35 protein-coding genes are annotated in these 26934 nt (G+C 48.8%); 27 read left to right on the forward strand and 8 right to left on the reverse strand.

Annotated elements, in window-relative coordinates; all coding sequences use genetic code 11:
• Positions 1 to 73: 73 nt before the first annotated feature.
• The 3 genes from AC4G46_RS14585 to AC4G46_RS14595 all read left to right on the forward strand — a co-directional run bounded on the left by AC4G46_RS14585 (position 74) and on the right by AC4G46_RS14595 (position 1743).
• Positions 74 to 478, forward strand: a complete 405-nt coding sequence (locus AC4G46_RS14585) for a hypothetical protein (protein ID WP_491128565.1) — start codon at positions 74 to 76, stop codon at positions 476 to 478.
• Entirely contained in the window at positions 479 to 1306 is an 828-nt protein-coding gene (locus AC4G46_RS14590) for a DUF2971 domain-containing protein (protein WP_491128566.1), read from the forward strand.
• Positions 1307 to 1473: 167 nt separating this feature from the next.
• Positions 1474 to 1743, forward strand: a complete 270-nt coding sequence (locus tag AC4G46_RS14595) for a hypothetical protein (RefSeq protein WP_491128567.1) — start codon at positions 1474 to 1476, stop codon at positions 1741 to 1743.
• A 347-nt stretch (positions 1744 to 2090) separates the two neighbouring features.
• Here AC4G46_RS14595 and AC4G46_RS14600 read toward each other — a convergent pair whose 3' ends face one another.
• Together AC4G46_RS14600 and AC4G46_RS14605 are read right to left on the reverse strand one after the other, a co-directional pair.
• Positions 2091 to 3377, reverse strand: a complete 1287-nt coding sequence (locus AC4G46_RS14600; protein WP_491128568.1) for a hypothetical protein — start codon at positions 3375 to 3377, stop codon at positions 2091 to 2093.
• 333 nt (positions 3378 to 3710) lie between these two features.
• Positions 3711 to 4088, reverse strand: a complete 378-nt coding sequence (locus tag AC4G46_RS14605) for a PilZ domain-containing protein (protein ID WP_491128569.1) — start codon at positions 4086 to 4088, stop codon at positions 3711 to 3713.
• A gap of 364 nt (positions 4089 to 4452) precedes the next feature.
• On the opposite strand from AC4G46_RS14605, the gene AC4G46_RS14610 reads away from it, so the two are divergent.
• The 5 genes from AC4G46_RS14610 to AC4G46_RS14630 are packed head-to-tail and all read left to right on the forward strand — an operon-like array spanning position 4453 to position 7783.
• On the forward strand, positions 4453 to 5037 hold the full coding sequence (locus AC4G46_RS14610) for a TetR/AcrR family transcriptional regulator (RefSeq protein ID WP_491128883.1): 585 nt from the start codon (positions 4453 to 4455) through the stop codon (positions 5035 to 5037).
• 20 nt (positions 5038 to 5057) lie between these two features.
• Positions 5058 to 5879 carry a substrate-binding periplasmic protein gene (locus tag AC4G46_RS14615; protein WP_491128570.1) on the forward strand — a complete coding sequence of 274 codons (822 nt, stop codon included), beginning with the start codon at positions 5058 to 5060 and terminating at the stop codon, positions 5877 to 5879.
• A 42-nt stretch (positions 5880 to 5921) separates the two neighbouring features.
• Positions 5922 to 6566, forward strand: a complete 645-nt coding sequence (locus AC4G46_RS14620; protein ID WP_491128571.1) for an amino acid ABC transporter permease — start codon at positions 5922 to 5924, stop codon at positions 6564 to 6566.
• 19 nt (positions 6567 to 6585) lie between these two features.
• Positions 6586 to 7332 (forward strand): amino acid ABC transporter ATP-binding protein, encoded by a 747-nt coding sequence (locus AC4G46_RS14625; protein ID WP_491128572.1) that lies wholly within the window; start codon positions 6586 to 6588, stop codon positions 7330 to 7332.
• A gap of 16 nt (positions 7333 to 7348) precedes the next feature.
• Positions 7349 to 7783, forward strand: a complete 435-nt coding sequence (locus tag AC4G46_RS14630) for an OsmC family protein (protein ID WP_491128573.1) — start codon at positions 7349 to 7351, stop codon at positions 7781 to 7783.
• 235 nt (positions 7784 to 8018) lie between these two features.
• Here AC4G46_RS14630 and AC4G46_RS14635 read toward each other — a convergent pair whose 3' ends face one another.
• Positions 8019 to 8906 (reverse strand): sulfurtransferase, encoded by an 888-nt coding sequence (locus AC4G46_RS14635; RefSeq protein WP_491128574.1) that lies wholly within the window; start codon positions 8904 to 8906, stop codon positions 8019 to 8021.
• A gap of 238 nt (positions 8907 to 9144) precedes the next feature.
• Between AC4G46_RS14635 and AC4G46_RS14640 the strand changes: the two genes are divergently transcribed.
• A complete protein-coding gene (locus tag AC4G46_RS14640; RefSeq protein WP_491128575.1) occupies positions 9145 to 10158 on the forward strand; it encodes a phosphotransferase enzyme family protein in 1014 nt (337 codons plus the stop codon).
• 371 nt (positions 10159 to 10529) lie between these two features.
• On the opposite strand, the gene AC4G46_RS14645 is transcribed toward AC4G46_RS14640, so the two are convergent.
• Positions 10530 to 11900 (reverse strand): cryptochrome/photolyase family protein, encoded by a 1371-nt coding sequence (locus AC4G46_RS14645; RefSeq protein WP_491128576.1) that lies wholly within the window; start codon positions 11898 to 11900, stop codon positions 10530 to 10532.
• A gap of 100 nt (positions 11901 to 12000) precedes the next feature.
• Entirely contained in the window at positions 12001 to 12372 is a 372-nt protein-coding gene (locus AC4G46_RS14650; protein ID WP_491128577.1) for a hypothetical protein, read from the reverse strand.
• A 211-nt stretch (positions 12373 to 12583) separates the two neighbouring features.
• Here AC4G46_RS14650 and AC4G46_RS14655 point away from each other — a divergent pair, with 211 nt between their 5' ends.
• The 5 genes from AC4G46_RS14655 to AC4G46_RS14675 are packed head-to-tail and all read left to right on the forward strand — an operon-like array spanning position 12584 to position 16109.
• Positions 12584 to 13555 (forward strand): ABC transporter ATP-binding protein, encoded by a 972-nt coding sequence (locus AC4G46_RS14655; protein ID WP_491128578.1) that lies wholly within the window; start codon positions 12584 to 12586, stop codon positions 13553 to 13555.
• On the forward strand, positions 13548 to 14297 hold the full coding sequence (locus AC4G46_RS14660; protein WP_491128579.1) for a DUF2705 family protein: 750 nt from the start codon (positions 13548 to 13550) through the stop codon (positions 14295 to 14297). The genes AC4G46_RS14655 and AC4G46_RS14660 overlap by 8 nt, the downstream gene beginning before the upstream one ends.
• Positions 14297 to 14677, forward strand: a complete 381-nt coding sequence (locus AC4G46_RS14665) for a GntR family transcriptional regulator (protein WP_039872902.1) — start codon at positions 14297 to 14299, stop codon at positions 14675 to 14677. Before AC4G46_RS14660 ends, AC4G46_RS14665 begins: the two co-directional genes overlap by 1 nt.
• A 2-nt stretch (positions 14678 to 14679) precedes the next feature.
• Positions 14680 to 15381 carry an ABC transporter ATP-binding protein gene (locus tag AC4G46_RS14670; protein WP_491128580.1) on the forward strand — a complete coding sequence of 234 codons (702 nt, stop codon included), beginning with the start codon at positions 14680 to 14682 and terminating at the stop codon, positions 15379 to 15381.
• Positions 15375 to 16109 (forward strand): hypothetical protein, encoded by a 735-nt coding sequence (locus tag AC4G46_RS14675; protein WP_491128581.1) that lies wholly within the window; start codon positions 15375 to 15377, stop codon positions 16107 to 16109. The genes AC4G46_RS14670 and AC4G46_RS14675 overlap by 7 nt, the downstream gene beginning before the upstream one ends.
• Positions 16110 to 16193: 84 nt before the next feature.
• On the opposite strand, the gene AC4G46_RS14680 is transcribed toward AC4G46_RS14675, so the two are convergent.
• On the reverse strand, positions 16194 to 16571 hold the full coding sequence (locus tag AC4G46_RS14680) for a PilZ domain-containing protein (RefSeq protein ID WP_491128582.1): 378 nt from the start codon (positions 16569 to 16571) through the stop codon (positions 16194 to 16196).
• Positions 16572 to 16697: 126 nt separating this feature from the next.
• Between AC4G46_RS14680 and AC4G46_RS14685 the strand changes: the two genes are divergently transcribed.
• Positions 16698 to 17303, forward strand: coding sequence for a pentapeptide repeat-containing protein (locus AC4G46_RS14685; protein ID WP_491128583.1), 606 nt, complete (start codon positions 16698 to 16700; stop codon positions 17301 to 17303).
• Between the two features lie 87 nt (positions 17304 to 17390).
• Here AC4G46_RS14685 and AC4G46_RS14690 read toward each other — a convergent pair whose 3' ends face one another.
• Positions 17391 to 17675 carry a hypothetical protein gene (locus tag AC4G46_RS14690; protein WP_491128584.1) on the reverse strand — a complete coding sequence of 95 codons (285 nt, stop codon included), beginning with the start codon at positions 17673 to 17675 and terminating at the stop codon, positions 17391 to 17393.
• Between the two features lie 211 nt (positions 17676 to 17886).
• Here AC4G46_RS14690 and AC4G46_RS14695 point away from each other — a divergent pair, with 211 nt between their 5' ends.
• Positions 17887 to 19518 carry a sensor domain-containing diguanylate cyclase gene (locus AC4G46_RS14695; protein WP_491128585.1) on the forward strand — a complete coding sequence of 544 codons (1632 nt, stop codon included), beginning with the start codon at positions 17887 to 17889 and terminating at the stop codon, positions 19516 to 19518.
• 125 nt (positions 19519 to 19643) lie between these two features.
• On the opposite strand, the gene AC4G46_RS14700 is transcribed toward AC4G46_RS14695, so the two are convergent.
• Positions 19644 to 19769, reverse strand: a complete 126-nt coding sequence (locus AC4G46_RS14700) for a hypothetical protein (RefSeq protein WP_277815823.1) — start codon at positions 19767 to 19769, stop codon at positions 19644 to 19646.
• Between the two features lie 252 nt (positions 19770 to 20021).
• Between AC4G46_RS14700 and AC4G46_RS14705 the strand changes: the two genes are divergently transcribed.
• From AC4G46_RS14705 to AC4G46_RS14755, 11 genes are all read left to right on the forward strand, one after another.
• The gene (locus tag AC4G46_RS14705) at positions 20022 to 20819 is read left to right on the forward strand and encodes a glycoside hydrolase family 73 protein (protein ID WP_491128586.1); all 798 of its coding nucleotides are present in this window, start codon (positions 20022 to 20024) and stop codon (positions 20817 to 20819) included.
• A 5-nt stretch (positions 20820 to 20824) separates the two neighbouring features.
• Positions 20825 to 21106, forward strand: coding sequence for a holin (locus AC4G46_RS14710; RefSeq protein ID WP_491128587.1), 282 nt, complete (start codon positions 20825 to 20827; stop codon positions 21104 to 21106).
• 116 nt (positions 21107 to 21222) lie between these two features.
• Positions 21223 to 21645, forward strand: coding sequence for a hypothetical protein (locus AC4G46_RS14715; RefSeq protein ID WP_491128588.1), 423 nt, complete (start codon positions 21223 to 21225; stop codon positions 21643 to 21645).
• A 149-nt stretch (positions 21646 to 21794) separates the two neighbouring features.
• On the forward strand, positions 21795 to 21929 hold the full coding sequence (locus AC4G46_RS14720) for a sporulation protein YjcZ (RefSeq protein WP_197071804.1): 135 nt from the start codon (positions 21795 to 21797) through the stop codon (positions 21927 to 21929).
• Positions 21930 to 22076: 147 nt separating this feature from the next.
• Positions 22077 to 22535: a GNAT family N-acetyltransferase gene (locus AC4G46_RS14725; RefSeq protein ID WP_491128589.1), complete on the forward strand. Its 459-nt coding sequence runs from the start codon at positions 22077 to 22079 to the stop codon at positions 22533 to 22535.
• 14 nt (positions 22536 to 22549) lie between these two features.
• Positions 22550 to 24262, forward strand: a complete 1713-nt coding sequence (locus tag AC4G46_RS14730) for an alpha/beta fold hydrolase (RefSeq protein ID WP_491128590.1) — start codon at positions 22550 to 22552, stop codon at positions 24260 to 24262.
• Positions 24263 to 24505: 243 nt separating this feature from the next.
• Positions 24506 to 25018, forward strand: coding sequence for a hypothetical protein (locus AC4G46_RS14735; RefSeq protein ID WP_491128591.1), 513 nt, complete (start codon positions 24506 to 24508; stop codon positions 25016 to 25018).
• A gap of 4 nt (positions 25019 to 25022) precedes the next feature.
• Positions 25023 to 25571: an accessory gene regulator B family protein gene (locus AC4G46_RS14740; protein WP_491128592.1), complete on the forward strand. Its 549-nt coding sequence runs from the start codon at positions 25023 to 25025 to the stop codon at positions 25569 to 25571.
• A complete protein-coding gene (locus tag AC4G46_RS14745; RefSeq protein ID WP_491128593.1) occupies positions 25513 to 25674 on the forward strand; it encodes a cyclic lactone autoinducer peptide in 162 nt (53 codons plus the stop codon). The genes AC4G46_RS14740 and AC4G46_RS14745 overlap by 59 nt, the downstream gene beginning before the upstream one ends.
• A gap of 26 nt (positions 25675 to 25700) precedes the next feature.
• Positions 25701 to 26087 (forward strand): LytTR family transcriptional regulator DNA-binding domain-containing protein, encoded by a 387-nt coding sequence (locus tag AC4G46_RS14750; RefSeq protein ID WP_491128594.1) that lies wholly within the window; start codon positions 25701 to 25703, stop codon positions 26085 to 26087.
• Positions 26088 to 26100: 13 nt separating this feature from the next.
• On the forward strand, positions 26101 to 26760 hold the full coding sequence (locus AC4G46_RS14755; RefSeq protein WP_491128595.1) for a stalk domain-containing protein: 660 nt from the start codon (positions 26101 to 26103) through the stop codon (positions 26758 to 26760).
• Positions 26761 to 26934: the final 174 nt, after the last annotated feature.

The following is a 26934-nucleotide window of genomic DNA, read 5'->3' on the forward strand; positions in this document are numbered from 1 at the left end:
GTGCTTTTAAATAGACGTGTATTTGAAGGCACTTTAGAACCAGAGAATAGATTCGGTAATGAATTTGTTCCAAATGGAGAAAATTGTGGAAATGAGGGTTTATTTGTTTTATAATGAGTCTCAGTTCCTATACAATATATTTGAGGTGAGTATTATGTATGATTTAAATGCAATTGTAAAGAAGAAAATATCTGAGTTGAAGAAACAGTTATCGAGTTATGAGACTATAACATGTATAAGCGAAGATCTAAAGAACACTGATCGAAATCCTGAATTTTATAGTAATGATTTACAAATTTATAGAAGTGAAGAAGATAAATTTGTATATTTATATGATGAAAGTGATGAAAGTGAAGCGAAACTTCCATTAGAGACGCTTAAGATAATTCTTTTAAATATATCTAATAGACTGGCGGAAGAAGAAGGTGAAATGGAAGCGCTGGAAGATTTTCTTAGGATGGAAGATGGTGAGTGGTAAATGGAAGGACTTGTATATCATTTTACTGGAGCAAACGCATTAAAGAGTATAATATTAAGCCAGACTTTTTGGATAACTAAAAGTGATTACCTTAATGACAAAACAGAATTGCACGGTATAAAGCCATTGCTCAACAAATTTTTTAAGCAAAGTACTAAAATGGGGAAAAATGTTCAGAATTACCTTACACAAAGACTGGATTACTATCAAAATCAATACAATTATTATATCCTATCCTGTTCATCTTCTGATGATTCTCTACCACTATGGAATTATTATTCCCAGTCAGAAGGATATAGTGTGGGACTAGACGTTAAAGAACTAATTGATTTATTTGAAAGATATTTCCAAGGTATTGATCCTGAAATTAAAGTTATGACGGCTGAAGTAGTATATATAACAGAGGGAGACGATTCCGTAATCAAAGAAAGGTTATTGCCTGTATCCTTGTTCTCTGATAATGATCTTGATACTAAAAAAGATCTTCTAGATGAATTAGCTCTTGAATTAGCAAATCTTGCATTATCAATGAAGCACAGAGCTTATGCTGCAGAGCAAGAAATTCGGATAGTTGTTGTATGTAAGAAAGATAGTCTATTAACACAAAATGAAGAGTTTAGAGTGCTAAATGGGTCATTTATTCCTTATATTATTTTTAATAAGGAAGAATCTCCTGGCTTCACAATACCAATAAAAAAAATAAAGTTAAGTCCTTATTTAACAATGGATCTTACTAGGCAAAGTGTACTATATTTGGTGAATCGCCGATATGAGGGGGTTATTCAAGATAGTGATGTAATGACGTCCTCAATTCCTTCTAGATATTGAGGATACATAATGTTAGCGGTTGATATAATCTGGCTATATGCAATAAGAAACAATTCGAATGAAAATATTGATCGCGTCTGTCCGCTTTTAAGCGAACAGGCGCCTTTTTATAAATTAAAATGAATTATATATGGAAGTAATTTCTTTATAAGTGAATAATTATATTAATGTTGAAGGTAATTTTAGCTTATGGACTCGACGGCGGCGAAAAGAAAGCAATAGAGGCCATGTACAGGATGCTTGATCTGTTAGACGACCCGCAGATCGCACAAATGGTCGCCAGGGACAACCTTTTTAACCTGATTCAAGCGCAGCCGGCAACTGAAACGCAGCTAAAAGCGATCGCTGAACTGGAGAAAAACACCGGTAACTCATATGGGGAGAAGCTGAATAAGCTGGAGGCGGGGAAAATACTGGCCCAGGCTATAAAAAAATGAGGATCCCATAAAAAAACCGGCCTGGAATGAGATTCCACGCCGGTTTTTTAACTATATAGATTGAACTTAAGAATTTATGTTAAGGGAAGAGTGGCGGAGGAGAATTTTGGAACTGGAGGAGCGGTAGCGACCGCCTGAAAGCTTTTCGCAGAAAAGCTAGCATCGGAAGCATAAGCTGTCTGCGGATTTCAACCGTTAAAAACGGTACAAATCAAGAAATCTGCAGAAGGGCAGCGGCTGGAAGTCCAAATATTCTCTGGAGTCACATGCAATCCCAAACAGCAATATTATTAGTTCAATCTATATAGTACTTAAACTGATGAGCGCATAAGTACTGCCGCCAAGCACTACTTCAAAATATATTTTGTCAAAGTATTACTGAACCAGTTGTCTGATAGATAAAGCTCGCCTTTTCCGGCGTAGATGTATTGGTGTCCGGCGTGATAGTCGTTCCAGAATGTGGCGAGATGGTATTTAATCTGCAAATTCCCCGGATCAAGCACATAGAAATCCTCTCTGGCTACATCCCCCTCGAAAGTCTCCGGATCAATTACTGCCGGACGTTCTTGCCACTGGTACTGCTTCTCTACAGTAATTTCGCCCGAAGGCGTTATGCGGGAATTCCAACCGGTATCACCTAGCTCGCCAATTTGCTGCTTGCCGAGAAGCTGGTTGTCCTTGCTGTACAGCCGGTACACGGCACTGTTGCTCTGGACCAGATAGTTATTGCCGGTAATGCCGAGGACACGGTCTTTAGGGTTAAGTGTGTGTACCCATTTCTTTTTGCCATCTGCACCGAATCCGATTAGTTTGTAGTCAGTCTTGCTGTATAAGGAGACTAATACGGACCCGCCGCTGAAGGGTTGTACCCCTACATTGACGTCAACCAATTCTTTAGGGGCTGTGTATTTGACGAAAGGCGTTTTAAGGGAATCCAGACTACGGTAGACATTCACGCTGGACTGGTCAGAATTGTGCACAATATAGCCGTTCGGGAGTATCTCCAATGTACCTGTTGTTAATGCACCTTTGGTTATTGCCAGATTTCGGACCTGCTTCCCGTCACTGCTGAACTCCTCGAAATGGCGGGTAGAGGTCTTGCTTGAATAGTTATAGGTGGTGTAATACAGTAGAAGATTTCCGGTATCCAGCACAACCAGTTCGAACGTACTATTGAACGTTTTGGTCCATTTCAGCTTGCCGTTCTCATTGACTGCGGAGAGGAGGACTTTTGTTCCGTTGTCGTTCCTTTTATAAAAATAGCTGTTGCCATCCTTGCTGTAGTAAGGGTTCGATCCGCTGAAAATTTTGTCATTGGCAATATCATAGTAGTCATAGACCCAGTTGGCAGTGCCCGTTTTGCGGTCTGCGGCTGCGTAGGTTAAGAGGGTGGACTTGGTTTGCGATGATGAAACAGCCACTTTCTTGCGCAGCTGGAAAAACACACGGTTCTTGCTCTGTAAACTGTCGTAGGTGTTAAAAGTGGTGTAGCCCTCGGGCAGCTTGTAGCTCCATTCCGGCTCCGGCAGCTGCTGGGTTTTGTAAGCTGCGAAGGTTCTGCCTGGCGCCAGCAGCTGGGCGGCAAGCAAAATAGCCAGCATTGCTGTAAAACATTTGAATCGTCTTGTACTCATACTCCTATACCTCTTTTTCTATGTATTGTCCTTGCATTCCAGACTCTTATTGTAAGCGTGCAGAACCGGAATAGACAAGGAAAGGAATGTCAGAAATAGAGAGGGAGGAGCGGCTGGAAAGGGGCGAGGGATGAGAATCATAACGTAATATCTACTTTCATTTGCTTGAAAGCGGACCGTTTTTTGCCGGTATAGGATGTGATATCTTTGCAATCAGGCCGATTTCTTTGGAGGCACAATTGAAATTCATTGTAGAAAGTTGCTTCAAAATTTAAGATAAGAGAATGTAAAAGGAGCACTCCCTTACGGGGAATACTCCTTTTTTTGTATCTCTCAACGAACCAATATTTTACCTTCACCAGCCAATGTGCGCAGCATCTTTGGAAGGCGATCCTTGTCAGCTTCAGGAATGTCCAATTGAATACCGTAGTGAAAGGTGTCAGATTCCTCCTTATACCATTTCAGTGATCCTTCTAAGTAAATAGATTCTGAGGAGAGGGCCATCTCCATGCCTACACGTACCAGGTTAGCGTCCGGATTAATGTTCAAAGGAATCGATAGCCGGCATCCCGAACGGCTAATGTCGTACAGTAAGGCACTTACGGGTTTGGGGGGAACAGGGATTCCTTTAATGGTAAGAATATATAGATCAAATGTAGCAGGTTCTTTTAGAGTGTAGCGAAAAGGTTCAGTTCTGCGGTTACTATTCATATGCTCCTCCATACTTTTCCATGTGTATTTAAAATTTATCGACACGGAAGCAGGATTAGTGAAGAGCTATAATCCCGGTGGTTCCAAGTATAAGTCGTCATGCAACAGGCCGGCTGATTAGCGACTCAACCATGTTTTGGGTCTGCAATAGCCGATGGGCTAAGGAATATGCCAACGCTAAGAATGTATTCGTTTTTCTTAGAATGTAGCTGACAGAAGGAAGAAATTTTAAGAATCTATTGACAATAGCATAGTTATCCTATAGGATTTAAAAAAAGACAACTGACTGACTAATCAATCGGGAGGGGGAGATGGATTGCCTATAGATGAAAACAACGAAAACATAGACCGCAGAACTCAGCTGATGCAGATCGCTTTGGAGAAGTTTGCCAGGCTGGGATATCATCAGACGAAAATATCGGACATCGTTCAGGAAGCGGGTGTAGCACAAGGAACCTTTTACTGGCACTTTAAGAGTAAGGAAGCCATTGCGCTGGAGATTATCGAAACGGGCAAGGAACAGCTGCTGCAGGTGATTGCCCAAGGGTATCGTCAAGATCCGGGGGATATAGTGGATATGGTAAAAGCTTCAGAAGCACTGTTCCACCGGTTGTTCAATTTCGCCGCAGAGAACCGCCATCTTATGGAGATCCTCCTGATGGGAAATGGAGCCGATCAAACAATAAGGAAGCGTATTTCGGCTACCCGGAATGCGATGGAGCAAGCTTTTCGGCGCAATATAGAAAGAGCGATAGAGCTGCAAATGCTGCCTGAGGGTATAGAGGTTGAGCTTCGCGCTGCTCTGTTGATGAGTATGTGTGACGGCTTGCTCTCACGCTGGTTATTTGGCTCCGAGGACGTTCATTCTAAGGTTGCAGAGGCCTCGGCACAGCAATTAGCGAGTGAATTGGCTAATTTCGAGTTTTACGGATTGATGGGAAAAATATAGATAAAGGGAGAGAAACAATAATGATAAAACGTAAATTTGCTATGGTTACAATAACAGCACTGGCAGTATTCGGTCTGGTGCTAAGCGCTTGCGGAGGGAACTCAGACTCGGGAACTACGGCTGCGAATGAACTGGAACAAATTAAAAAAACGGGTGTGATTAAGGTCGGTACCATGGGAACCTATCCGCCGTATACCTTTTTAAATGATAACAAAGAGGTAGACGGTTTTGACCCTGATATCGCCAAGGAAATTGCCAAACGTCTTGGTGTGACAGCAGAATTCACGACTCAGGATTTCTCCGGGCTGATCCCAAGTCTGCAAGCGGAGAAATTCGACATCGTGATTAGCCAGGTTACAATTACTGATGAACGTAAGAAGCAAATTGATTTCACGGATCCTTACATCACGAACAATGTTAAAATCATTGTAAATACTAAAAATACAGATATCACGAAGCTGGAAGACTTCAAAGGGAAAACGATTGGGGTGGGGCTCGGAACGAACGATGAAACCTACCTGCGTACCGAAGTGCTGCCAAAAGTAGGTGATTTCAAGATCAAGACGTATGATGATGTCATTACCTCACTCAAGGATCTGGATGCAGGACGGATTGATGCGACCATTAATAATCTGTATGCCTTGAAGCCGATTGTGGATGAGAATGGCTTCCAGATTAAAGCGGTGGGTGAACCGATCAAATCCGATATGGCGGGTGTTGCTCTTCGCCAGGATAATGCAGAGCTTCGGGATGCCATGAATAAAGCATTGGCAGACATGAAGGCAGACGGCACATACGACACTCTTTTTCAGAAATGGTTCAATGAGACACCTGCAAAATAAATATTGGAACATGCGCCCTATGGCGGGAAGGGGGTAGTATTTATGCAACTCGTGTTCGACAATCTGCCCTTCTTGCTGAAGGGCGCCGGTTATACTTTACTGTTGACGATTGTTTCTATGTTCTTCGGTCTGATCATCGGACTAGTAGTGGCAATCGCCCGTCTCAAAGGGAATCCGTCGATTCGGTGGATTGCCCGTTTCTATGTATCGGTCATCCGCGGGACACCGCTCCTTGTACAGATTGTTATCATCTATTATGGGCTTGTAGATTATGGGATTACGCTTGGCTCCCTGACAGCAGCCTATATTGCGCTCAGCGTAAATGCCGGGGCTTACTTGTCTGAGACGTTCCGTGGAGCCATAATGTCGGTTCCGAAGGGACAACTGGAGGCTGCTTATTCAACCGGAATGACGCCATGGCAGGCGATGCGCAGAATTGTGCTGCCGCAGGCCATGCGTATTGCTATTCCACCTATGGGAAATACGTTCATTGGTATGCTGAAGGAGACCTCACTCGTTTCAGTAATCACGGTCAGCGAACTCCTGCGTCAAGCACAGCTCCTCATTGCCCAGTATTATCAATATATGCCTTTTTATCTGGGGATCGGTGTGATGTATTGGATTATGAGTACAGGACTGGCCTTCATCCTGGAGCGGTTCGAACGCAGATTGGCCAAAGCTTATTGAACATGGAGATGACGTTAACATGATAACGACTACAGGCTTATCGAAGCATTTTCAGGATCATGAAGTGCTGAAGGGCATTAATATACAGGTGGCAGCACAGGATATTGTCGTTGTCCTGGGACCGAGCGGTTCAGGCAAAAGCACATTACTTCGCTGCTTAAATGGTTTGGAGGACATCTCAGGCGGCAGCTTTGAAGTAAATGGGATTGTGGTAGATGCCACTGCCTCCAGACGTTTGCGTCAGCAGGCCACACGGAATATCCGTAAGCAGAGCGGGATGGTGTTCCAGCAATTTAATCTATATCCACACAAAACAGCGCTCGGCAATGTGATTGAGGGTCTGATCACCGTGAAGAAGCTGCCGAAGGAACAGGCTGTAGATATAGGCCGGAAGCTTCTGGACCGCGTTGGACTGGCAGATCGTGAAGAATATTACCCTTCCCGGCTCTCCGGCGGGCAACAACAAAGAGTGGCGATTGCCCGTTCTCTAGCGATGGAACCCGCAGTAATGTTATTCGATGAACCCACTTCTGCGCTTGATCCTGAGCTTGTGGGTGAGGTGCTGAGCGTGATGCGTGAGCTGGCTCAAGAGGGAATGACAATGCTGGTTGTGTCACATGAGATGAAGTTTGCCCGTGAAGTGGCGACCAAAATCATTTTAATGGCAGATGGTAATATTGTAGAAGAAGCGGCTCCGCAGCGGTTTTTTGAAGATCCCCAAGAGGAACGGACACGCAGATTCTTGCGTCAAATCAACGAAATTTAAGGGAGAAGGTAATAATATGAAAGTATCGACCATTTGGAAAGGTAAACGGATGTTTGATTCAACAGGTCCATCCGGTTATTCCGTGGGGATGGATGCAACTCCTAAATACGGGGGGAACGGCGAAGGCATGACACCGATGGAATTGCTGCTTGCCGGGTTGGGAGGCTGCATGGGCATCGATATTACCATGATTTTGGACCGGTTCCTGCCAGAAATCACACGACTCGAAATTGTAGCAGAAGGAACCCGCAAGGAATCGAATCCTTCCGGATTTACAGCAATTGATCTATTTTTCCATATTGATGGGAGTGTCCCCGATTACCGGCTCTGGAAAGCCATCCTGATGGCTGAGGAGAAGTACTGTGCCGTCTCAGATTCGCTTAAGGCAGAGATTAACCCGCGTCTAATTCTCAATGGAGTAGAAGTAGAGAAACCTGAGAAAACAAGCTAATGCTAGGATTGGACTGAACCAGGAGCGTTATGTGTCCTCTCAGTCTTCCATGCCTAAATCCTGTAAAGCGAGAGGCATCACCCGAAGCCGCGCTGTAACTACTTTCCGATCCGCTCTTCGGCTCATTTGTGAGACGATTGTTGACTTGAGGTACCTCTTGGCATTCTGTACGAACCCTACATTGATATTACTCCAGCACAAAAAGCCCGCGTCCGACGCGGGCTTTTCATGTTGACTATTCCCCAGTAGCCACCGGATTCTCCTCATAACTAATCCAGTCACTCCAGCTCCCCGCATACAGCCGCACGTTCTTGAATCCGGCCTTCTCCAGCGCCAGCACATTCGGGCATGCGGTTACACCGGAGCCGCAGTAGACGATGATCTCACGATCCTTGTCAAGGCCGGTGAAATGCTCCGCAAGCTGTTCGGCGCTCTTGTAGCTGCCATCAGCATTCTGTGTGTTTTTCCAGAAGTAGTTGATCGCGCCGGGGATATGGCCGGCTTTCTTGTCCAGGGTTTCGTTCTGGCCCTGGAAGCGGTCGCCCGCACGGGAATCAATCAGTATCGGCAGAGCGGGGGAAGGCGTTGAGGCGTCACTATCCACCGTATCAGTCTTAGCGGCAACAGTCTGTTCAGACACCTTCCGGACTTCATCCACACCAGCCAGCATCTGCGGCTGCACATTTGCAGTGAAGGTGCTCGGAACACGCACCGGCTGATGATCCGTCACCGGATATTTCGCTTCTTTCCAGGCACTGAAGCTGTCCTCCAGAATAAAGACCTGCTCATGTCCCAGGTAGCGCAGCAGCCACCAGAGCCGGGCAGCGTTCATGCCGCTTTCATCATCGTAGGCTACAATGCGTGTATTGTTGCTGATCCCCAGCTTTGAGAGGCGTGCCGCTAACACCTGCGAATCGGGCAGCGGATGGCGTCCGCCGTGCTCTGTGACCGCGCTGGACAGGTCCAGCTCCAGGTCGAGATAGACCGCTCCCGGAATATGCTCTTGCTCATAGCTCTCCCGGCCGGCCTGAGGCTTGCCTAGTGTGAACCGGCAGTCTACAATCGTCTGCTCCGGGTCATACAATCTGGCCAGCAGCCAGCGTTTGGATACAGTTGCTTCCATTACGAATCCCATCCTTTGCGCTATGATATGTATTGCATTATTATAACGGAAAAATTACAGGGACGCATACACGCTCCTGATCCATCTATTCAATTGCCTTGGTTACCCTTGTATCTTATCCTGCTGTATTATTTCATTAGTCATTTTGGAAAAGAGGTTTGACACAGTGGGGTGACAGCTATAGTATTGCTTTTGAACTAAAAAGGGTTCGAAATTCATGAGAGAGAGGCATGAGCCTGTGGAAACAATAGTGAGGGAGCTTTGGCCGGAATGGGGCGGAACGCTCAAGAAGCGCAGCGGAGGCTGGAACAATACAACCTATATAGTAAACGGAAACGGCCGGAAGGGCGTTCTGCGGATTTATGATACCCATCGTGACAGGGGGAAAATAGAATTCGAACATTATGTGCTGCTTGAGCTGAGTAAGCTGTCATTACCGTTCAGTACTCCGCTGCCGGTTCAGACTGTATTTGGTGACACACTGGTACAGCTTGAAGAGGGAAATGGCAAATTTGCCTGCCTGTTCAGCTATATTGACGGTGATTCTTCCGGGGAGGAGGTTACCGGTTACTATGAGTCGTTCGGTGCGTCTGCGGGACAGCTGTCGTCCGTTCTGTCAGCATTAACACCCGGCCCGAAGCCGGTTTACCGTCCCTATTACGAGCTCCGGCAGGCGTATCCGCTATGTACAGACGAGACGGTCCGGGAGCTGTGCTTGAATCCGCCGGAGGCGCTGGCTGGGCTGAAGGTAGAGCTTGGCAGGATATATGAGGCCTATGTAAATATTGCAGACTCGCTAAAAGAACTGGAAACGCTCCCGCATCAGCTGGTTCACGGAGATCTCAATGCTTCTAATCTGCTGGTGGATACGGGTGATCACTGCCGGGTTGCGGCACTTCTCGATTTTGAATTTTGCACCTATGATTTGCGGGCCATGGACCCTGCAGTTATTCTGTCAGGTCTGCTGGGCCATCCGGAGCAGCAACAGGCAGTCCGTGATTTCTGCAGAGGCTTCAGCCGGAGCGTAACGCTGACCGATGAAGAGCTGACAGCGATCCCGGTCTTGATGCTGCTGCGCAAAATCGATGTGTTTCTGCATTTTGCCTCCCGTTATCTGGAAGGGACGGACGAAATCAGCGTGCTACACGAGCAGACGAGGCTGCTATCCGCTGATCTGATCCAGCTGTCGGCAGGAACAGCAGCGATTGTGGAGCTTTTGCGGGAAGAGCAGGGTAGAACCGGCAGAAGTTAGCGCGGGAATTGAATTTTGTGCAGCTAAATCAGCTTCAGGAGATTCTTGAGCGAACTAAGTGGAAAATCGCCAACTAATTCCGTGTAAACTCGCGGTTAGAGAAATCTAGTTGGAAAAACGGCACTTAATAATCTACTTTCTACCCAAAATGAGGGTGGCAGCCTTAATTAAGTAGCATTTTTGCAACTAATTACTGGAAAAGTTGAGCTTGGATGAGATTAAGCAGCAAAAATCCAACTAAATGTTTTGGAGCCTCAGCCTAATCTCAATAAGTCCGCCGTTGAGGAAGCTCTGACTCCCTCAGCAAACTAAACAGCTGCAGCATAGAACCCCTGGAAGTAAGTCTGGGGCTCTTGCTGCAGCTGTTTGGTTTATCCGCTGATCACATCCGGTGTACCTCTTAGTATTTCCTTATAGGTCTCAATTGCCAAGGCCCGTGAACGCTTCAGATCGACAATGGCCTCCGGGCGGGGCAGATGGATCTCCTTGTCGGACAGCCCGGACAGCTCCGGCAGCCAGGCCCGGATATAGCTGCCATCCGGATCATGGGTCTGCGATTGCGTGACCGGATTCATCACTCTGAAGTACGGTGAGGCATCGTATCCGAGCGAGGAGCTCCACAGCCAGCCGCCGCGGTTCAGCACATTATCGTAATCCTTCAGCTTCAGGCGGAAGTACCGTTCCCCGTAAATAAACGGACAGCCCAGGTTTTTGGTCAGGAACATGGCGGTAATCATCCGCAGCCTGTTTGGCATCCAGCCGGTCTCGTTCAGCTGGCGCATGGCTGCATCTATTACCGGAATACCGGTATTGCCGCTGGACCAGGCTGCGAAATGATCTGTACTAAGCGCTGACAGGTCATAAACCTTTTCGTAACTGAAGAAATCCGGGTCCAGCCGGGCCTGATACAGGTAGAAATCCCTCCAGCCCAGCTGCCTCAGCCAGTCTTCCCCGCTTCTGCCGTCCTCCGTCAGCCGGCTGTAAATCGTCCGCACCGAGATGGCTCCGGTGTTGAGGTGACGGCTGATCATGCTGGTTCCCTGCTGCGCATATTTGTCTCGTGCCACCTGGTAGTACTGCAGCTCGGACTGCAGGAAATCATCCAGGATAAGTCCGGGACTCACGCTGCGTGCAGATAAGGTCAGCTGAGAGAGCTGCCGGGTGATTTCCTCAGGAAGCTTGAATGCTGAAACGGCTTCGGCATCGAGTGATGCGGTGTCCAGCTGCTGCAGACGGGCAGTGTAGGGCGGGCGGAAGCGTTCAGCGAGAAAGCTGCGCCAGCGGCGGTAAAAGGGAGTGAACACCTTGAACGGTTCGTTCCGGCCGCTCCACTCCATAAAATCATTGTGGTCACAGAGCATACTGTCCTGACAGGAGAGAAAGCGGATGCCAAGACCCGTTGCGGTGTCACTCAGCAGGCTGTCTCTTTTTATCGCGTAAGGAGTATAGTCGGTATGGGTTAGTACGAGATCAATCGGGTGGATCTGGGACAGCCTGCCCAAAATGACATCAGGCTCGCCGTACAGAAGGTGAAGCAGCTTGCCTTCCCTGGCATACTCCTCCTGTAACCTGGCTACATGTGTAAGGAAGTTGATGCCGCTGTGTTCAAGATGGCGACCGTTGCGCAGAAGAAAAGGTTCGAGGATCATTACATGCAGCGAACGATCTCCGGCGGCTTGAATGAGATCAAACGCCGGCAGATCATAAGTCCGCAGATCCTTGCGGTGGATGAATAGAATCATATGGGCAGCTTCCTTTCACAGACAAAAAGGTTTACTCATTATTAAACTGTAAACCGGGCAATGAACTATGGCAGCGAATAAATGATTCTTATCCGTCCAGCTAGATCAGCCTGTACCCCGAAGGCAGGTCACCGGTTCTGCGGATTTCCCGGATTTGCACGAGGGTGAGCCGCTGATTGGTTGATATTATGGATTCTACATCATTACCGCGGATGAAGTCATCCAGATCACGGATATTAGTGTTGCCGCGGAGCACGCGGAAGCTGCCTCTGAACCGGGTTCTGCTGAACAGGACCAGGGTTGCATTGCTGCTGGTGGAGAAGAAGCGCAGGCTTTCGATCCCATCAAGGATATTATCCGTGTTGCGGATGCCAAGGTTGCCGGTATAGGTTCTTCTGCGGCCCCGGTAATTTTCTTCCTCATAGACTCTCAGACGGGGGTAGGTCTGGGATACATGAACGTTTGGCTTCATCGTCATTCCTCCTAAGGTTGTCAACTCTGATGCAATTCTATTTTATGTATGGTCAACATTTTGGTGTGGTTGATAGACTAGCAGTCCGTTAATAGGGCACCAAAACCGGACAACGAATCGGAGTCGGAATAATCCGGAAGTTTGGGCTTTACTTTACCATTTACCTAGTGTACTATGTAACTAACACACCAGTACAGGGGGTACAAAGGAAATGGAGCGGACTTCAGTTAACCGGACGCAGTCAGCGCCCGCAGGCGATCTGCCGGTTCTGCAAATGAAAAGTGTTACGAAGATGATCAAAGGGAAGGCGATTGTCAACCAGCTGTCTTTTGAAATCCGTAAAGGGGAGATTGTCGGGCTGCTCGGACCAAACGGTGCTGGCAAAACAACAGCAATCCGTCTGATGACTGGACTGATCAGGATGACAGAAGGTGATGTCCTGGTTCATGGGCACAGCATCCGCCATGATTTTCAGCAGGCAATTGCCCATATCGGGGCCATTATCGAGAACCCTGAGTTTTATTCCCATATGACCGGCCTTGATAATCTGAAGCAATATGTGCGGATGAGCGACGGGATTACCGAAACGCGGATCGCCCAGGTGGTAGAGCTGGTAGGGCTGCAGAATGCGATGAATAAAAAGGTAAAAGCCTACTCGCTCGGCATGCGCCAGCGGCTGGGTATTGCCCAGGCTCTGCTGCACTCGCCAAAGCTGCTGATTCTGGATGAGCCGACCAATGGACTTGATCCGGCGGGGATCCGGGAGATGCGGGAGTATATGCGGAAAATCGCCGAGGTGGAAGGGATCTCCATTCTGATCTCCAGCCATATGCTGGGTGAAATCGAGCAGATCTGCCACCAGGCGGTCGTTATCCAAAACGGCACATTAGTCAAAGTTACCCGGCTTGGAGCACAAGACAGCACAGAGAATGAGGTGTCACTGAGCGTCAGAGTCGATAATCTTGCAGCAGCGGCAGCAGTGATCCAGGCAGCTGAAGGCGTTCGGCTGGCCGGCACGGATGAACAGCATTCCGAGCTGATTATTAGCCTGCATGACCGTAAAGTGCCTGAGCTGGTTGCTTCGTTCAGTGCGGCCAAGGTCGGCCTCTACCGGATTACTGAGCATAAACAGAGCCTGGAAGATGATTTCCTGAAATGGACTGGAGGGAACCAGATTGCGTAAATTTAATCTGCTGGTTGTTAATGAATGGGTGAAAATGGCCAAGAAGCGCTCCTTTGTTGTACCTTATCTGATTCTTTTGCTTTTTCCGCAGCTGCTGGGATACATTATTCATTCCGTATCGCCTGACTCTATTGCTTCAGCTGCGGATTTCACGGGGGGAATGCTGCTGCCGACCGGAATGGGGCAGGTGATGACGATTCTGTCTATTATTGGAACGGCGGGGATTGTCGCCAAGGAGCATAGCCGGGGAACGATCAAGTTTCTGCTGATCCGCGCCCGCAGCCGCACAGCCATCCTGGCGTCGAAGTATGTGACTGTTCTGCTCTATGTCCTGAGTCTGACCTTAGTGGCGGCAGCGGCGATTTTTCTTAGCGGCATGATCTGGTTTAACACAGGAGGCGGAGACACGGGAATAGCGGATATACTGCTATCGCTGCTGTACGGATGCATCTATTCTTTTGTATATGTGACTCTTGCCTTTATGCTGGGTGTGCTGACCCACTCGACAGGTGTTGCTATCGGTCTATCTATGTTCCTGTTAACAATGGACAAAATCGTGATCTACCGCAGCTTCTATAAGTATTTTCTGTTTCCCAACCTTGACTTATCCGTGTATGGAAGCGGTCAGCAGCCGCCAATGCCCGGCATGACACTCGGCTTCTCGGTCCTTATGCTGGCCGTATATATGGCAATATTCCTGCTGGCGGGCTTTCTGGTGTTCAGACGAAGGGACGTTGCTTGATGACGATCGAATTTGACAACAACCAGCCGATTTACTTACAGATTATGAACTATCTCAAAGGCGAGATCATCACAGGCAAGCTGAAGCCCGGTGACAAAATCCCCTCCGTACGCGAGCTTGCTGCAGAACTGCAGATTAATCCGAACACGGTGCAAAGAACCTTTCAGGAACTGGAGCGTGAAGAGATCGTGGAGACGCGGCGCGGCATGGGGAGATACGTAACGGGGAGGGAAGAGACCATTATGAAGATCAAACGTGAAATGGCCCAGGACATTCTTGACCGGTTCGTCCGCGGCATGCAGGAGCTTGGCTTCCAGAGTGAAGAGATCGTAAAGGCTGTGGCTGACAATATTGCGGCAAAAGAAAGCAGGGGGATGTAAGGGTGGACAGTATACTTCAGGTTCGGCAGGTATCCAAAACATACGGCTCCAAACAGGTGCTGAACAATGTTTCTTTTGAACTGGGCCCCGGCAAAATTGCCGGACTGCTCGGCAGCAACGGAAGCGGAAAAAGCACAATGATGAAGATAATCGCAGGGCTTGCACAGCCTTCCGCCGGCAGCATCTCGGTACTGGACACACCTGTTGGGGAAGAAAGCAAGTCGCTGGTATCGTTCATGCCGGACCGTCCGCTGACAGAAAAATGGATGAAGGTAGGCGATGCACTGAAATTTATGAGAGACTTCTATCCTGATTTTGATCCGGAAAAAGCCCGCCGCATGCTGGACTTCATGAAGCTGAGTGAAAAAAGTAAAGTATCCTCGCTGTCCAAAGGGATGAACGAGCGCCTGCAGCTTACACTTGCCCTGTCCCGCAGGGCCAGGCTGTATATGCTGGATGAGCCGATTGGCGGCGTCGATCCGGTAGCCCGGACCAAAATCCTCAATGCGCTGATGGAATTCTATGAGGAGGACAGTACGATTCTGATCTCTACCCATTTAGTATCTGATATTGAGCGGATTTTCGATGAGGTGATTTTTATTAAAGAAGGTGCAATTGTCTTGCATAGCGATGTTGAGGAACTGCGGCTAAAGCGCGGCAAGAGCATAGATGAGCTGTTCAGAGAGGTGTTTGCGGAATGCTGAAGCTGATTTCCTACGATTTCCGGCGCGGCCGCGACCGGATCCTTGCGGTACTGGTAATAATGATCCTGTTTCAAATCGGGGTCTGGTTTTCTTCCGGTACAACGATTGAAGAGACAATCTCTATTCATTTCGTCATCTATTTTATGGTGGGGATCGTCTTCCTGCTCTTTGCAGTCTTCAGCTACAACCGTAACCTGAAGTCCTATACGCGCAGGCTGATTCCTGTTAAAGCAATATATACAGTGCTCTCTCCGCTCCTGCTGTATTGGCTGCTTCTGGTCTCTCTGCTGCTGATCGGACTGATTCATCTTGGCCTGTATTTGCTGTTCTATTCGGCTGATTTCCTACCCGCGAACTTTTGGCCTGTTGCGGTACGCAGCGCACTGCAGTGCACCTGGTCTGCAGGATTAATTCTGCTGATGGTAATGTTCGCCTGCACGGTGGCGCGCAGTATTCCGTTAAAAGGAAGGGTTTGGATTACACTTGCTGTTCTCTTTGTGTTAGAAAATGGGGTGGCTTACCTCGAGAAGCTGCTGTTTAACAACTATTTTGTCGGGCTTGACAATGCGTTCCGGTTCGAGATTACACAAGCCTCGGAGCTCCCCAGCGGGCTAGAGCTTGTCTATACCGGCTCGAATTTGTTAGGGGTACTGGTCTTTGAAGCCGGGGTTGCTGTATTGCTGGTCTATGCGATGACCTTGATGATCAGGAAAAGAACGGAAATTTAAACACATACAACGGTCACAAAAGCAGAGCTGTCCGGCAGCTCTGCTTCTTTGTCATCATGGGGGATGATATTGTTCCCGGGGATATTACAGTGCCGTTCGCGAATTTGTCCACAATTCCAGTTCGCGTACCAGCTGCTCTTCTTCCTGTTCGTTCAGCTCAAGCCTAATTCCGTATTGGAATTGTCCTATACCAAACATCCAGCCCCAGCGCACGCTGCCCTCAAACTGCAGATTCTCTTCGGCCAGCCTGAAATGGATGATCAGCTTGGTATCGCCTGATGTAAAGCGGAGGTTCAGTGAAGTGCGCACCTTGCAGCCCGAGCGGCTGAGATCAAGCAGCACGCCCTCGGTTAATTTACCGGCGCCAGGACCGGTATTGCCTGCAGGAACTTCAAGCCAGCACTGGATCGGCTGGTTCATTACATATCGGAATGGTTCTTTTCTGCTGGAGTCGTCCATCATTTACCTCCGCCTGTTTTTTTGCTATTATAGCGGAATGACAGGATGAGAACAATCTACTATAGTGCTATTTTTAAGTGAAATTTTCATTTATTTATTTCAGCAGGGGATAAAAGGGGCGTGCAGGTCTTGTATCAGTATGATAATAAAAGCTTTCTGGAGCAGAAATTTGATTACGCATCTCTGCAGGACGGAGAGCTGAACGGCTGTACCTTTGAACGCTGTTCGTTCAGGGGGGCGTCGATGGAGGAGATGAACTCCAGCGGCTGCAGATTCATCGACTGCGATTTTTCAGGGGCACAGCTAAATGCATCGCTGCACCGGGGAGCAGCCTTTACGAACTGCAAATTTACAGGGGCCAATCTGTTTGTTGCAAAATTTCAGGACTGTAAAATGACCGGTTCTGATTTTGCTAATGCTTCCATGGACGGCATTACTCTGGACGGCGGGGACTGGTCATACACAAATCTGCGGCATATTAATCTGGCGCGCCAGGATTTGCGGGGCATCCGGTTTACGGAGGCGGACATGCTGGGCTGCAATCTGCAGAAATGTGACCTTCGGGGTGCGGATCTGAGCCGTGTGCGGCTAAGCCAGTGCAAGCTTGAGGGAGCCGATTTGCGGGATGCAAAGCTGGAGGGGATTGATCTGAAGAGCCTTGACCTGAAGAATGTAAGGATTGACGTGGAACAGGCTGTGCTGCTGGCCCGCTCACTGGGGGCCAAGGTAGGCTGAAGGATAGGCCGGAACAGGGCTGCAGCCCCGCTCTTACGAAGAGGCGGAGCTGCTTTTTTGTGCGGACATTCATCTTCTGTTAACGGATCAGGGCTTGTAGAGCGATGCCATGCAGTCAACAAACATTTTGTTGTACCCTGAACGGGGAAGGTCATGAGTTGAGGCTATATCGCGGCCAAGGAACTCGAACCAGGTAATTTCAGTGCCGTCTTTTTTATAAACAAATCTCTCATGCCGGATTGAAAAGGTGTCATTCTCGTAAGAGGGGACTTGCTCATAGCTAAGCTCGGTACCCTGCTTCTCGCAGACCAGTGTTGCCAGTAGAATCAGCATCTTGAAAGGGTCATCATACATTTCGAATTGTTCGCTCACGGGACTACCACTCCTTGGTTTGGGCATGTGCTGCTGTGCAGAGTATACTACAGCGTCCTTGTGGTAGCACTAGCCCCGAAAGAACTCAGTATTATTTTGATACAACGTATCAGCTTAATCAAGAAAAGTACATAATAGCAGCCCTGCTTATTATCAATACGGTTCTATCCGATATATAATTATCGACTTACTTCGACAAGGAGACATGTGTATGTCATTTAACCTGCGCACTTTTTTTTCAGGCGCATTCGCTGTCCTTATTATTCTGCTTACGGCCCTGCTGATCTGGATTATCGGCAGTGAGTCAACGAAATCTGTGGAAAAGAGCATTGGCGGCTCGCTGGCCGGGGAAGCGAACCAGATGGCCGAGAAGCTGGATCATTTCATGTGGTCACGTTCCGGTGAAGTTCAGGTGCTCAGTAAGCTTTCTGCTTTTCAGGAGCCTTATGACAAGGCTGAAATCAGCGGTCTGCTAAAGGAGCTGAAAAGCAGCCTGCCGGTGTTCACCTGGGTGGGATTTCTGGATCCGGATGGTAATGTATTGTCGTCCACGGACAATATTCTGGCAGGCCAAAATATCAGCCAGCGTCCTGTTTTTCAGGAAGGAATGAAAGGTTTGTTCATCGGTGATGTCCATGATGCCGTGCTATTGTCCAAACTGCTGCCAAATCCCGGCGGTGAACCTCTGCAGTTTGTTGATGTCAGCGTGCCTATCTACAATAAACAAGGACAGACAACAGGAGGGCTGGCAGCTCATCTCAGCTGGGAGTGGTCACGTGAGGTGGAGATGTCGATTGTCGATCCGCTCAAAGAACGGCTGAACGGTGTAGAGGTGCTGGTTATCAGCCGGAAAGATGACACCATACTGCTAGGGCCGGACAATCTTACCGGAACGAAGTTTTCAGATCAAGTGCTGCAGAAGGTAAGAGCGGGGCAGAATTCCTGGATGGTGGAGCGTGAGGCGGGAAGTGACGTTTACCTGACCGGATATGCCTATGGTGACGGCTATCTGAATTATCCCGGTCTCGGCTGGTCGGTCATTATCCGCCAACCTGCAGAAATTGCTTTTGCCTCCGTTCATCAGCTGGAGCGGTTCATTATTCTGAGCGGCCTGGCTGCTGCAGTTGTGTTCGGTGTTATCGGCTGGTTCCTGGCGGGATGGATTTCCCGGCCGCTGAATGCCATTTCCAGGACAGCGGATTTGCTCAGCTCCGGCGCATGCGTAGACATTCCGACTTCGACCAGAATCACAGACGTGGCGGTCCTCTCCGCTTCCTTACAGAACCTGGTGGATAACCTGACCAAGACAGAGAGCAAGCTCAGCTATATGTCAGATATGGCCATGCATGATTCGCTGACCGGGCTGCCTAACCGTGCGGCACTGGATGAATTTATGGCCCATGCGGTCAGCAAGGCCAAGCAGAATCAGACTACACTCAGCATTCTGTATCTGGATCTGGACGGATTCAAAAGGGTGAACGATACATACGGCCATGCGACAGGCGACGTGCTGCTCCAGCAGGTTGCGGGCAGACTGCTGGAGTCCACGCGTGATCACGAGATCGTTGCCCGGCTGGGAGGGGATGAGTTCGTTGTCATTCTGCATACCTCCGCCGGCAAGCCGATGCAGGAGTCGGAGATTGTGGCTACACGGATCATCAACAAAATTAATCTTCCGTTCCTGATCGGAGGCGAGAGTCTTCATGTCGGCTGCAGTGTAGGTGCAGCGGTATGGTATCCGGATGCAGGGGAGCCTGCCGAAGTGATGCGGCTGGCGGATGAGGCGCTCTATATTTCCAAACGCAGCGGTAAAAACCGGATAACCTTTGAGGCGGCAAGCTGATGCTCCGCACCCTGCCGTCCTGAACAGAAGAAAGCTCTTTTGGCCTGCAGCGTTCTAAACGCCCTGCAGCTCAAAAGAGCTTTTGTATATATGTAGTGGAGTATTATAAAAGCTGCTAGAAACCATTAACGCAGTCTTTTACGCGGGTTAGACCACCATTTGATCCACAGATTGTTTTCATCGTCATGAAAGAACTTGATTCCAATCCACTTCAGAGGTGTCCACACCTCTTTAAAATAATATGAAGGCATAGTCTATTATACCCTCCTTCTAGTTAAATTTTACTATATAATACGCCTAAATTTTGGATTTAACAAGACAAGCTGATATAAATTTAAAAATTTATATTTAAATTAGAGTTTTAGTTTGTACAGGGGACGCGGGAGCATAGCTCCGGCGTTTGTTTGCGCTGCAGTAAAAAGTGCATGCTGCCGGGGCTTTTAGGGATAAGCACAAGCCTTTCAGCAGAAGGTGCATTTAATATAGAGAAAGGATGTGAGAGCATGACCAATGCCGAATTTATCGCGCGGATTGTGCCCTTTGCCATAGCAGATATGCAGCGCAGCCACATTCCCGCTTCACTTACTATAGCCCAGGCTGCGTTGGAATCGGGCTGGGGGAACAGCGGATTAACGGTAAAGGCAAATAACCTCTTCGGGATCAAAGGCAGCGGACCTGCAGGAAGCGTTGCTGTCCGGACAACGGAATACTTGAACGGCAAACCGGTTCAGGTAACTGCAGCCTTTCGCGCTTATAATGACTGGGGTGAATCCGTAGCGGACCATTCTGCGCTTATCGTCGGGGGCGTCTCATGGAACCGTAATCTGTACAGCAAGGTTATCGGTGTGGATGGCCAGACCGCCGCCCGGGAAATTGCTGCTGCCGGATATGCCACTGACCCTAATTATACAGCCAAGCTGATACAGATTATGGATACCTTCAATCTGTACCAATATGACGAGATCAAGGAGGATGATGAGATGTCAGCCGAGGATAGACAGAAGCTCGCGAATTTGGAGACGGAACTTAAAGACCTTCGCGTACTGCTGGCCGGACTTACGGTCAGCCGGGATACACTCAAAACCGGAGTGCAGGAGCAGGGCCAGGCGGTCAAAAATGTCACAGACCGGCTTGCCGTCATTGAAGGGAGGGCGGTTATGAATGTTCCTTCCTGGGCGGAGCCGGCGGTTAACGCGGCGGTGGCTGCAGGGCTGCTGGATACGCCGACGGGGGGGAGCTATGACTTTTACCGTCTGCTTACAGTGCTTCAACGGGCGGGACTGCTGGTGACCGGGAGGTGAATCTGATGGTTAACGAGGCGCTGAGCAATGTACTCGCGTTCGCATCTGTACTCGCTGTATTTGTCATGGCGCTTGTCCAGCTGGTCAAAAACAGTGTAAGTCTTCCGAAGCAGCTTGTTCCGGCGGTTGGCCTGGCAATCGGTCTTATAGTCGGAGCTGTGTCTTATCCCTTCACCGATATGACGCTTGTGCTCCGGCTGTGGGCCGGAGGTCTGGCCGGACTGTCGGCCACCGGACTGTTTGAGCTTGCTTTTAACAGGCGGGACGGGAACACAAAGGACAAATAGCATATGCAGGAGACCACGCGGCAAGGATATGCTCCTGCCTGTAGGTAATATGATTAAACAATTGCAGGATGCAGCTAATATGATGAACTATGCACTAAAGGAAGGAGGTGCTTCATATGGGAACTTATCTTGATGCCAGAACCTCTCAGAATGCCAGTACGGGGAACTCTATCGCGATTCCGATTCTGCTCATCAATACGCCCCAGCTGTTCGGCCAGATCGGCTTGTTAAGTGAGGGGGTTACGACCAACCCGCGTGTGCTGTTAAAAGGAACAATCTCGGTACAGCTGCCGCTTGCGCTGGTCGGTGTAACCATAACGATTGTAAGGGGAACGCTGCCGACAGATCCGGTCGTCTATTCCGCCACTTCTACATTCAGTCTCAGTCTCCTTGCTCCGCAGGTCATTGCGTTCTCGGCTGCCGACTACAATCCGCCGGTAACCCCGCAGCTGACTTATACAGCTTTTGTATCCTCCAACCTGCTTGGTACGGTCCGTGTGGGACCGGAAAGCTTCGATGGCATACTGGTTTCAGACTAACGGCAAGCCGTGCATCTTGTCCTGCCTGTAAGAGGGTGTGGCAAGATGCACATCTTCTGTTCAGCCTAAAAAAATCCGTTTTGCCCAAACTGCGCAATGTATTCGTACATATTCTATTCTGTAGTCATTATCTTGAAGGAGGTTATCTCATGGGTGCAGATTGCGGATACGGCGGTAATGTTGGCGGCGCTAATGTAGGTCCTGTAGGTCCTTGGACTTCCACTGGTGCGATTCTGGTTCTTTATATCCTGCTTGTTATTATCTTGAGTGCCTGCTTCATCTAAAGGGGGGCCCCTCAGGCGTGTTTCCGGTTAAACCGGGAGCACGCCTTTTTTGCTGCTTCAGGATCTATGTTTTCTCACAGAAAGCGGGGAATAAACGCAAGGTTAAGGTATAATGGAGAATAATGGATGGGATATAAGGAGGAGCTAATGATCATCAGACAATTGCTGGAACACGACAAGCCGCCCATGGAGCTTCTGCTTTCGGCAGACCCCTCGCGCGAAAAAGTAGAGGCTTATCTGAGAAGAGGTGAATGTTTTGCAGCATTTACAGGGGAAGTAATCTTAGGCGTTTATGTGCTTCTTCCGACAAGGCCTGACATGGTCGAGCTGGTTAATGTTGCGGTTGCTGAGCAGTATCAAGGACATGGTCTGGGCAAAAAGCTGGTACAGCATGCAGTGCAGACAGCTGCCGGTGCGGGCTTCCGGACGATGGAGGTTGGTACCGGAAACTCAAGTATAAATCAGCTGGCACTGTACCAGAAATGCGGTTTCCGGATCGTTGGCGTGGATTTTGATTTTTTTACAAGACATTATCCTGAGGCTATCTATGAGAACGGGATACTGTGCAGGGACATGCTTAGGCTGACAAGAGAACTACACCACTAAAGGAGAGATCATTTATGCGAAAAAAAATCATAACAGTGTCTATCTGCAGTCTCCTGCTGCTTCAGGGCGGAGGGATCACACCGGCACCGGTATACGGGGCGGCTACTCAGCCTGCTGTTATTCTGAATAATGTGACGCTCAAACTGACTGATGAGGTACGGCCTTATCTTGCCGGGAAAATAGTGATGATGCCCGTCCGGCTGACGGGAGAAGGTCTTGGCTATGAAGTAAGCTACATAAAAGCGCAGAATAGTCTGCAGCTGACAGGTAATGAACACACCTACGTTTTGAAGCTGGATGAAAGCACAATTACGGTTGACGGCAAAGACGAGCTGGCTATTGACGGCAAGGCTGTTTTAAAAAATGACCGTATTTATGTTCCGTTAGCTTACTTCAGCGCACTTGGAATGATAACCTCGTATGATTCCGCTGCGAATCTGGCTGCTGTCAGCACTCCGCAAAAGTATGCGGATCATGTAGCAGGCCTGCTTAGCACAGGGCAATATATGGAGCTGTGGCGGTCGATGTTCAATAAAGAGGTCCAGCAGGCGTTTCCGGTATTAAAAATGCAGTCTGTCTGGGAGATGCTGACCGGAACCTATGGCGCGTTTGTCCGGCTGGAGACCGCCGCCGCATCGTCTGCAGACGGATACACGGTTATCCAGGCGCCGATTGTATTTGCACAAAGCAGCCTGAAAATGTCCGTTACGGTTGACGGCTCCGGCCGTTTGGCCGGTCTATTGTTCACACCAATAGCGCCGGCGGATGATATGGAGCTTCCGGCGGGCCTAAAAGAAGAGGAGACCATAGTCGGTACCGGAACTGCACATCCCCTAAAGGGAACGTTGACCGTACCCGAGAATGCATCAGGCCTCCTTCCGTCGGTGGTGCTGGTACACGGATCAGGCCCGTCTGACCGGGACGGAAGCGCCTTTGGGTACAAAACCTTCCGCGATATAGCCTGGGGGCTTGCCAGACAGGGGATTGCAGTTCTGCGATATGACAAAAGAACCTATACTTATGCGCAGCAATATGCCGGGGAAGCGTCAGCAGGCCTGACGGTCAAGGAAGAAACGGTAGAGGATGCTGTGCTGGCAGCCAAGCTGCTGAAGCAGGATGCGCGTCTGGACCCTGAGCGGGTGTATCTGGCCGGGCACAGCCTGGGCGGCATGCTGGCACCGCGGATTGATGCCGCAGGCGGTGATGTTGCCGGACTCATTCTGCTGGCCGGTTCTCCGCGCAAGCTATGGGAGATTGTCTATGACCAGAACATGGCGGGTATCCAGGCTATGAATGACAGTGATCCGCGCAAAGCACAGAATGCTGCGCTTGTTGACGCGGAGCTCCAAAAGGCCAAGGCTCTGGCTTCCATGTCCGCTCAGCAGGCTGCCCAGGCAGAGACGGTATTCGGGTTGCCGGCGTCTTATCTGCTTGAAATGCAGCAGCAGGATACGGCAGCGCTCGCCGGGAAGCTGACCAAGCCGGTACTGGTGCTGCAGGGAGCGGACGATTTTCAGGTGTATGCTGATAAGGACTTTGTGCAGTGGAAAGAAGTGCTGAAGCTTAATCCGTCGGCAGAGTTTAAGCTGTATCCGGGGCTGAATCACTTTTTTGTCGATTATGACGGGAAAGGTGCTGGAACGCTGGAGGAATATTATGTACCCGGGAGAGTGAGTGATCAGGTAATTACAGATATAGGAGCCTGGATCGGCAGGCAGAAGCAGTAGACGCAGAGCTGTATTTTGATTTTGATTGTTTCAAATTTTTCACATTTATCATCTATACGAATATAGGACTAAAGTTATATTATAGAGTTGATCTTTTTGTAATGATAATGTGGCCGGGCGGTGTATGTGTTGCTGTTGGAAGTAGCAGGATTCATGTTTTTTTCAACCATTGAAGGTTTATCCCTGTATTATTTAATTATGTGTTTATTCCGATTTAAATGGAGAAGGCATCTGTGGCCCGCCATGGTCATCATTCTGCTTAATAATATCCAGAGCTATCTGCTGCGTAATGAGCTTAACATGGATAATCTCTCTCCGCTGATAACGGTCATTGTATTTATCCTGCTGTTCGCTGCAGTTGTCCGGATGCCGGTGGTGCTGGCGGTTATGGCTACGGTGTCGGGGTATGTCATTTTTGCGGCCATTCAGACAGTGTTGGTCTTTGTTCTATTCGGATCACTTGATGCTGTAAATGCGGATCTGTCGAGAGGGTATTTGCTGCAGTCCGCTACCGCAGCTGTAGTAGTAACCAGCTTTTGGTTCCTGTACCGTAGAGGAAGAGGTTTCACTTTCGATCTGGACAAGCTCAGGTTCAAGCTTGAGGATATTGTGCTTACTGTGATGATCATCGTATTCCTGATGGCGATCTCTGTGGTTCTATTTTATAATAACCTTCTATTTAATATTGTGTTCTTCATCGTGATGTCAGTATTTCTACTGTACTATTCCACTAAGAAGGAGCATGAGGATGCTTGAACGAATGGCAGGATGGTCTGCGGCCAGAATCAAACAGATTGTCCCGGAACATCCGGCATCGTATGCCGTTCTCAAGTTTGCTCTTGCAGTGCTTCTTAATATTGTACTCGTAATAAGCTGTACTTTGCTGGTTTCGCTGGCTACCGGCCATACGGCGGAAGCTGTGCTGATTCTGATTTTTTTTGCGCTGCTGCGGCAGGTCTCCGGCGGAGTCCACCTGAAGTCAGGCATCGCCTGTGTGCTGTTTACAACAGCTTTATTTACCGCTTTATCCTATGTGCAGGCCGGGCAGCTCTGCGTCCAGATGATGAACGGACTAAGCCTGCTGCTCGTCCTGCTGCTTGCCCCTGTCGGAATCGACCAACAGACCCGGATCCCGCGTCGGCACTGGCCGGGGCTCAAGATCATAGCGGCTGTGCTCGTAACTGTTAATTTCTATATGGCATCTCCGGTTATTGCGGCTGCTTATACAGCCCAGTCCATAAGCTTGGTACTTGCTTGGAGAAAGGGGAGCGGAAATCATCAGAACATTTCAGCACAAGGCCGTCTATAAGCTGGCGTCAATCCTGTTTACTTTTGCTGCTTTTATAGCAGAGGCTGTACCTAGTATACTTTACATCCACCAGCCGGAGATTCCGGAAGAATTACTGAAATAGTATTGGAGCTGGTTTTATTGAGCAGTATGTCAGTAACCCGTGACGCCAAGGGGGATTCCGGATTAGTTGCCCTCGAAATCACGGAAATCACGTATATGGAGTTTGAACGCAGTCTGTACCGGATTGTGATCCATACCAAAGATGAAGTGTTTTACACAGTCGGGACCCTGAAATATTGGGTAACCACCCTGAAGAGCTCCGGCTACAAATTTGTCCTGGCAGACCGCAATACCCTGATCAATGTCACTAATATCACCCAGCTGGACAAAACCTTCCATATCGCCTATTTCGGTGAGAACCGCAAGGGCATAGAGCAGAAATGCTTCCTGTCCGAAAAGGGCTATAAGGAAGTCGTTAAGGAAGTCAGAATCACGCAGCCGAATATTACGTTTATTGAGCTGCCGCTTTGGTAGTTCTTTTTTTTGAATGACAGCTGCGTTAACAGCTTTTGCTGTTCTCGGCGGGATGGGTGCAGGGGTTGCAGCCGGTGCTGACCTGCAGGCGATTAAGGCATTTCTGAACCCGGGTATCAAATTTAAAGTGGACGGTCAGCCTGTCCAGCTGAAGAACAGCAGCGGTGCGGTGGTAGCTCCAATAACATATAACAATACTACCTACCTTCCGGTAAGAGCCATCTCCGACCTGCTGGGGGTAACGGTTAATTTTGATGCTGCATCCAGCACCATTTCTTTGGGCGAACAGATTGAGGGCGTGTCCATTGCCGCGGGTTTTGATTCAAGCTATCACACTAAAGATCCTGATAAAACGGTCTATCTGGATAAGGACTACAAGGATGTTCATTTCGATAACGGCAGCGGCTCACGCGGCAGCTCCTTCATGCTATACCCGGATAAAAAATATCAGAAGCTGTACATCCAGGTGGCAGCCATCGGCGGCGACATTAAAGACTTTACCATTCAGGACAGCGATACGGATACCGTTCTCAAAAAACAGACCATTACAGCCGAGCAGGGGCTCGTCACCATTGAGGCCAACATTGCCGGAGTTAGCAAAATTTACGTAACCGGCCAGGTTAAAGACGGCGCGTCCATGTTTGTTCCGCTGACTACTTCGTATTATAAGTAAAGTGATTACTATGCAAATGGTATGAATGCTTGATGGCGGGCTGCTCGTAGAGGGTGGCCTTTTTTTTGCGGAAAAACCTGTTAAACTGGATTGCTGCGGTTATAACTCAAGATTCCTATTTTTCTATAATGCATTTTACAGACGTTACTGGAATGCCAATAATACCAACACCAG

It is taken from the genome of Paenibacillus sp. fava2 (genome assembly GCF_058313675.1).

Coding starts and splice junctions, on each gene's coding strand:
- AC4G46_RS14650 (WP_491128577.1), bottom strand. CDS start 12,372: ATGAAGCCAAACGTTCATGTATCCCAGACCTACCCCCGTCTGAGAGTC.
- AC4G46_RS14600 (WP_491128568.1), bottom strand. CDS start 3,377: ATGAGTACAAGACGATTCAAATGTTTTACAGCAATGCTGGCTATTTTG.
- AC4G46_RS14750 (WP_491128594.1), top strand. CDS start 25,701: ATGTCAGTAACCCGTGACGCCAAGGGGGATTCCGGATTAGTTGCCCTC.
- AC4G46_RS14700 (WP_277815823.1), bottom strand. CDS start 19,769: ATGCCTTCATATTATTTTAAAGAGGTGTGGACACCTCTGAAGTGGATT.
- AC4G46_RS14735 (WP_491128591.1), top strand. CDS start 24,506: ATGGTCATCATTCTGCTTAATAATATCCAGAGCTATCTGCTGCGTAAT.
- AC4G46_RS14590 (WP_491128566.1), top strand. CDS start 479: ATGGAAGGACTTGTATATCATTTTACTGGAGCAAACGCATTAAAGAGT.
- AC4G46_RS14715 (WP_491128588.1), top strand. CDS start 21,223: ATGGGAACTTATCTTGATGCCAGAACCTCTCAGAATGCCAGTACGGGG.
- AC4G46_RS14620 (WP_491128571.1), top strand. CDS start 5,922: ATGCAACTCGTGTTCGACAATCTGCCCTTCTTGCTGAAGGGCGCCGGT.
- AC4G46_RS14655 (WP_491128578.1), top strand. CDS start 12,584: ATGGAGCGGACTTCAGTTAACCGGACGCAGTCAGCGCCCGCAGGCGAT.
- AC4G46_RS14720 (WP_197071804.1), top strand. CDS start 21,795: ATGGGTGCAGATTGCGGATACGGCGGTAATGTTGGCGGCGCTAATGTA.
- AC4G46_RS14710 (WP_491128587.1), top strand. CDS start 20,825: ATGGTTAACGAGGCGCTGAGCAATGTACTCGCGTTCGCATCTGTACTC.
- AC4G46_RS14605 (WP_491128569.1), bottom strand. CDS start 4,088: ATGAATAGTAACCGCAGAACTGAACCTTTTCGCTACACTCTAAAAGAA.
- AC4G46_RS14695 (WP_491128585.1), top strand. CDS start 17,887: ATGTCATTTAACCTGCGCACTTTTTTTTCAGGCGCATTCGCTGTCCTT.
- AC4G46_RS14595 (WP_491128567.1), top strand. CDS start 1,474: ATGTTGAAGGTAATTTTAGCTTATGGACTCGACGGCGGCGAAAAGAAA.
- AC4G46_RS14645 (WP_491128576.1), bottom strand. CDS start 11,900: ATGATTCTATTCATCCACCGCAAGGATCTGCGGACTTATGATCTGCCG.
- AC4G46_RS14625 (WP_491128572.1), top strand. CDS start 6,586: ATGATAACGACTACAGGCTTATCGAAGCATTTTCAGGATCATGAAGTG.
- AC4G46_RS14665 (WP_039872902.1), top strand. CDS start 14,297: ATGACGATCGAATTTGACAACAACCAGCCGATTTACTTACAGATTATG.
- AC4G46_RS14635 (WP_491128574.1), bottom strand. CDS start 8,906: ATGGAAGCAACTGTATCCAAACGCTGGCTGCTGGCCAGATTGTATGAC.
- AC4G46_RS14675 (WP_491128581.1), top strand. CDS start 15,375: ATGCTGAAGCTGATTTCCTACGATTTCCGGCGCGGCCGCGACCGGATC.
- AC4G46_RS14680 (WP_491128582.1), bottom strand. CDS start 16,571: ATGATGGACGACTCCAGCAGAAAAGAACCATTCCGATATGTAATGAAC.
- AC4G46_RS14705 (WP_491128586.1), top strand. CDS start 20,022: ATGACCAATGCCGAATTTATCGCGCGGATTGTGCCCTTTGCCATAGCA.
- AC4G46_RS14740 (WP_491128592.1), top strand. CDS start 25,023: ATGGCAGGATGGTCTGCGGCCAGAATCAAACAGATTGTCCCGGAACAT.
- AC4G46_RS14725 (WP_491128589.1), top strand. CDS start 22,077: ATGATCATCAGACAATTGCTGGAACACGACAAGCCGCCCATGGAGCTT.
- AC4G46_RS14755 (WP_491128595.1), top strand. CDS start 26,101: ATGACAGCTGCGTTAACAGCTTTTGCTGTTCTCGGCGGGATGGGTGCA.
- AC4G46_RS14615 (WP_491128570.1), top strand. CDS start 5,058: ATGATAAAACGTAAATTTGCTATGGTTACAATAACAGCACTGGCAGTA.
- AC4G46_RS14730 (WP_491128590.1), top strand. CDS start 22,550: ATGCGAAAAAAAATCATAACAGTGTCTATCTGCAGTCTCCTGCTGCTT.
- AC4G46_RS14610 (WP_491128883.1), top strand. CDS start 4,453: ATGCAGATCGCTTTGGAGAAGTTTGCCAGGCTGGGATATCATCAGACG.
- AC4G46_RS14630 (WP_491128573.1), top strand. CDS start 7,349: ATGAAAGTATCGACCATTTGGAAAGGTAAACGGATGTTTGATTCAACA.
- AC4G46_RS14585 (WP_491128565.1), top strand. CDS start 74: ATGGAGAAAATTGTGGAAATGAGGGTTTATTTGTTTTATAATGAGTCT.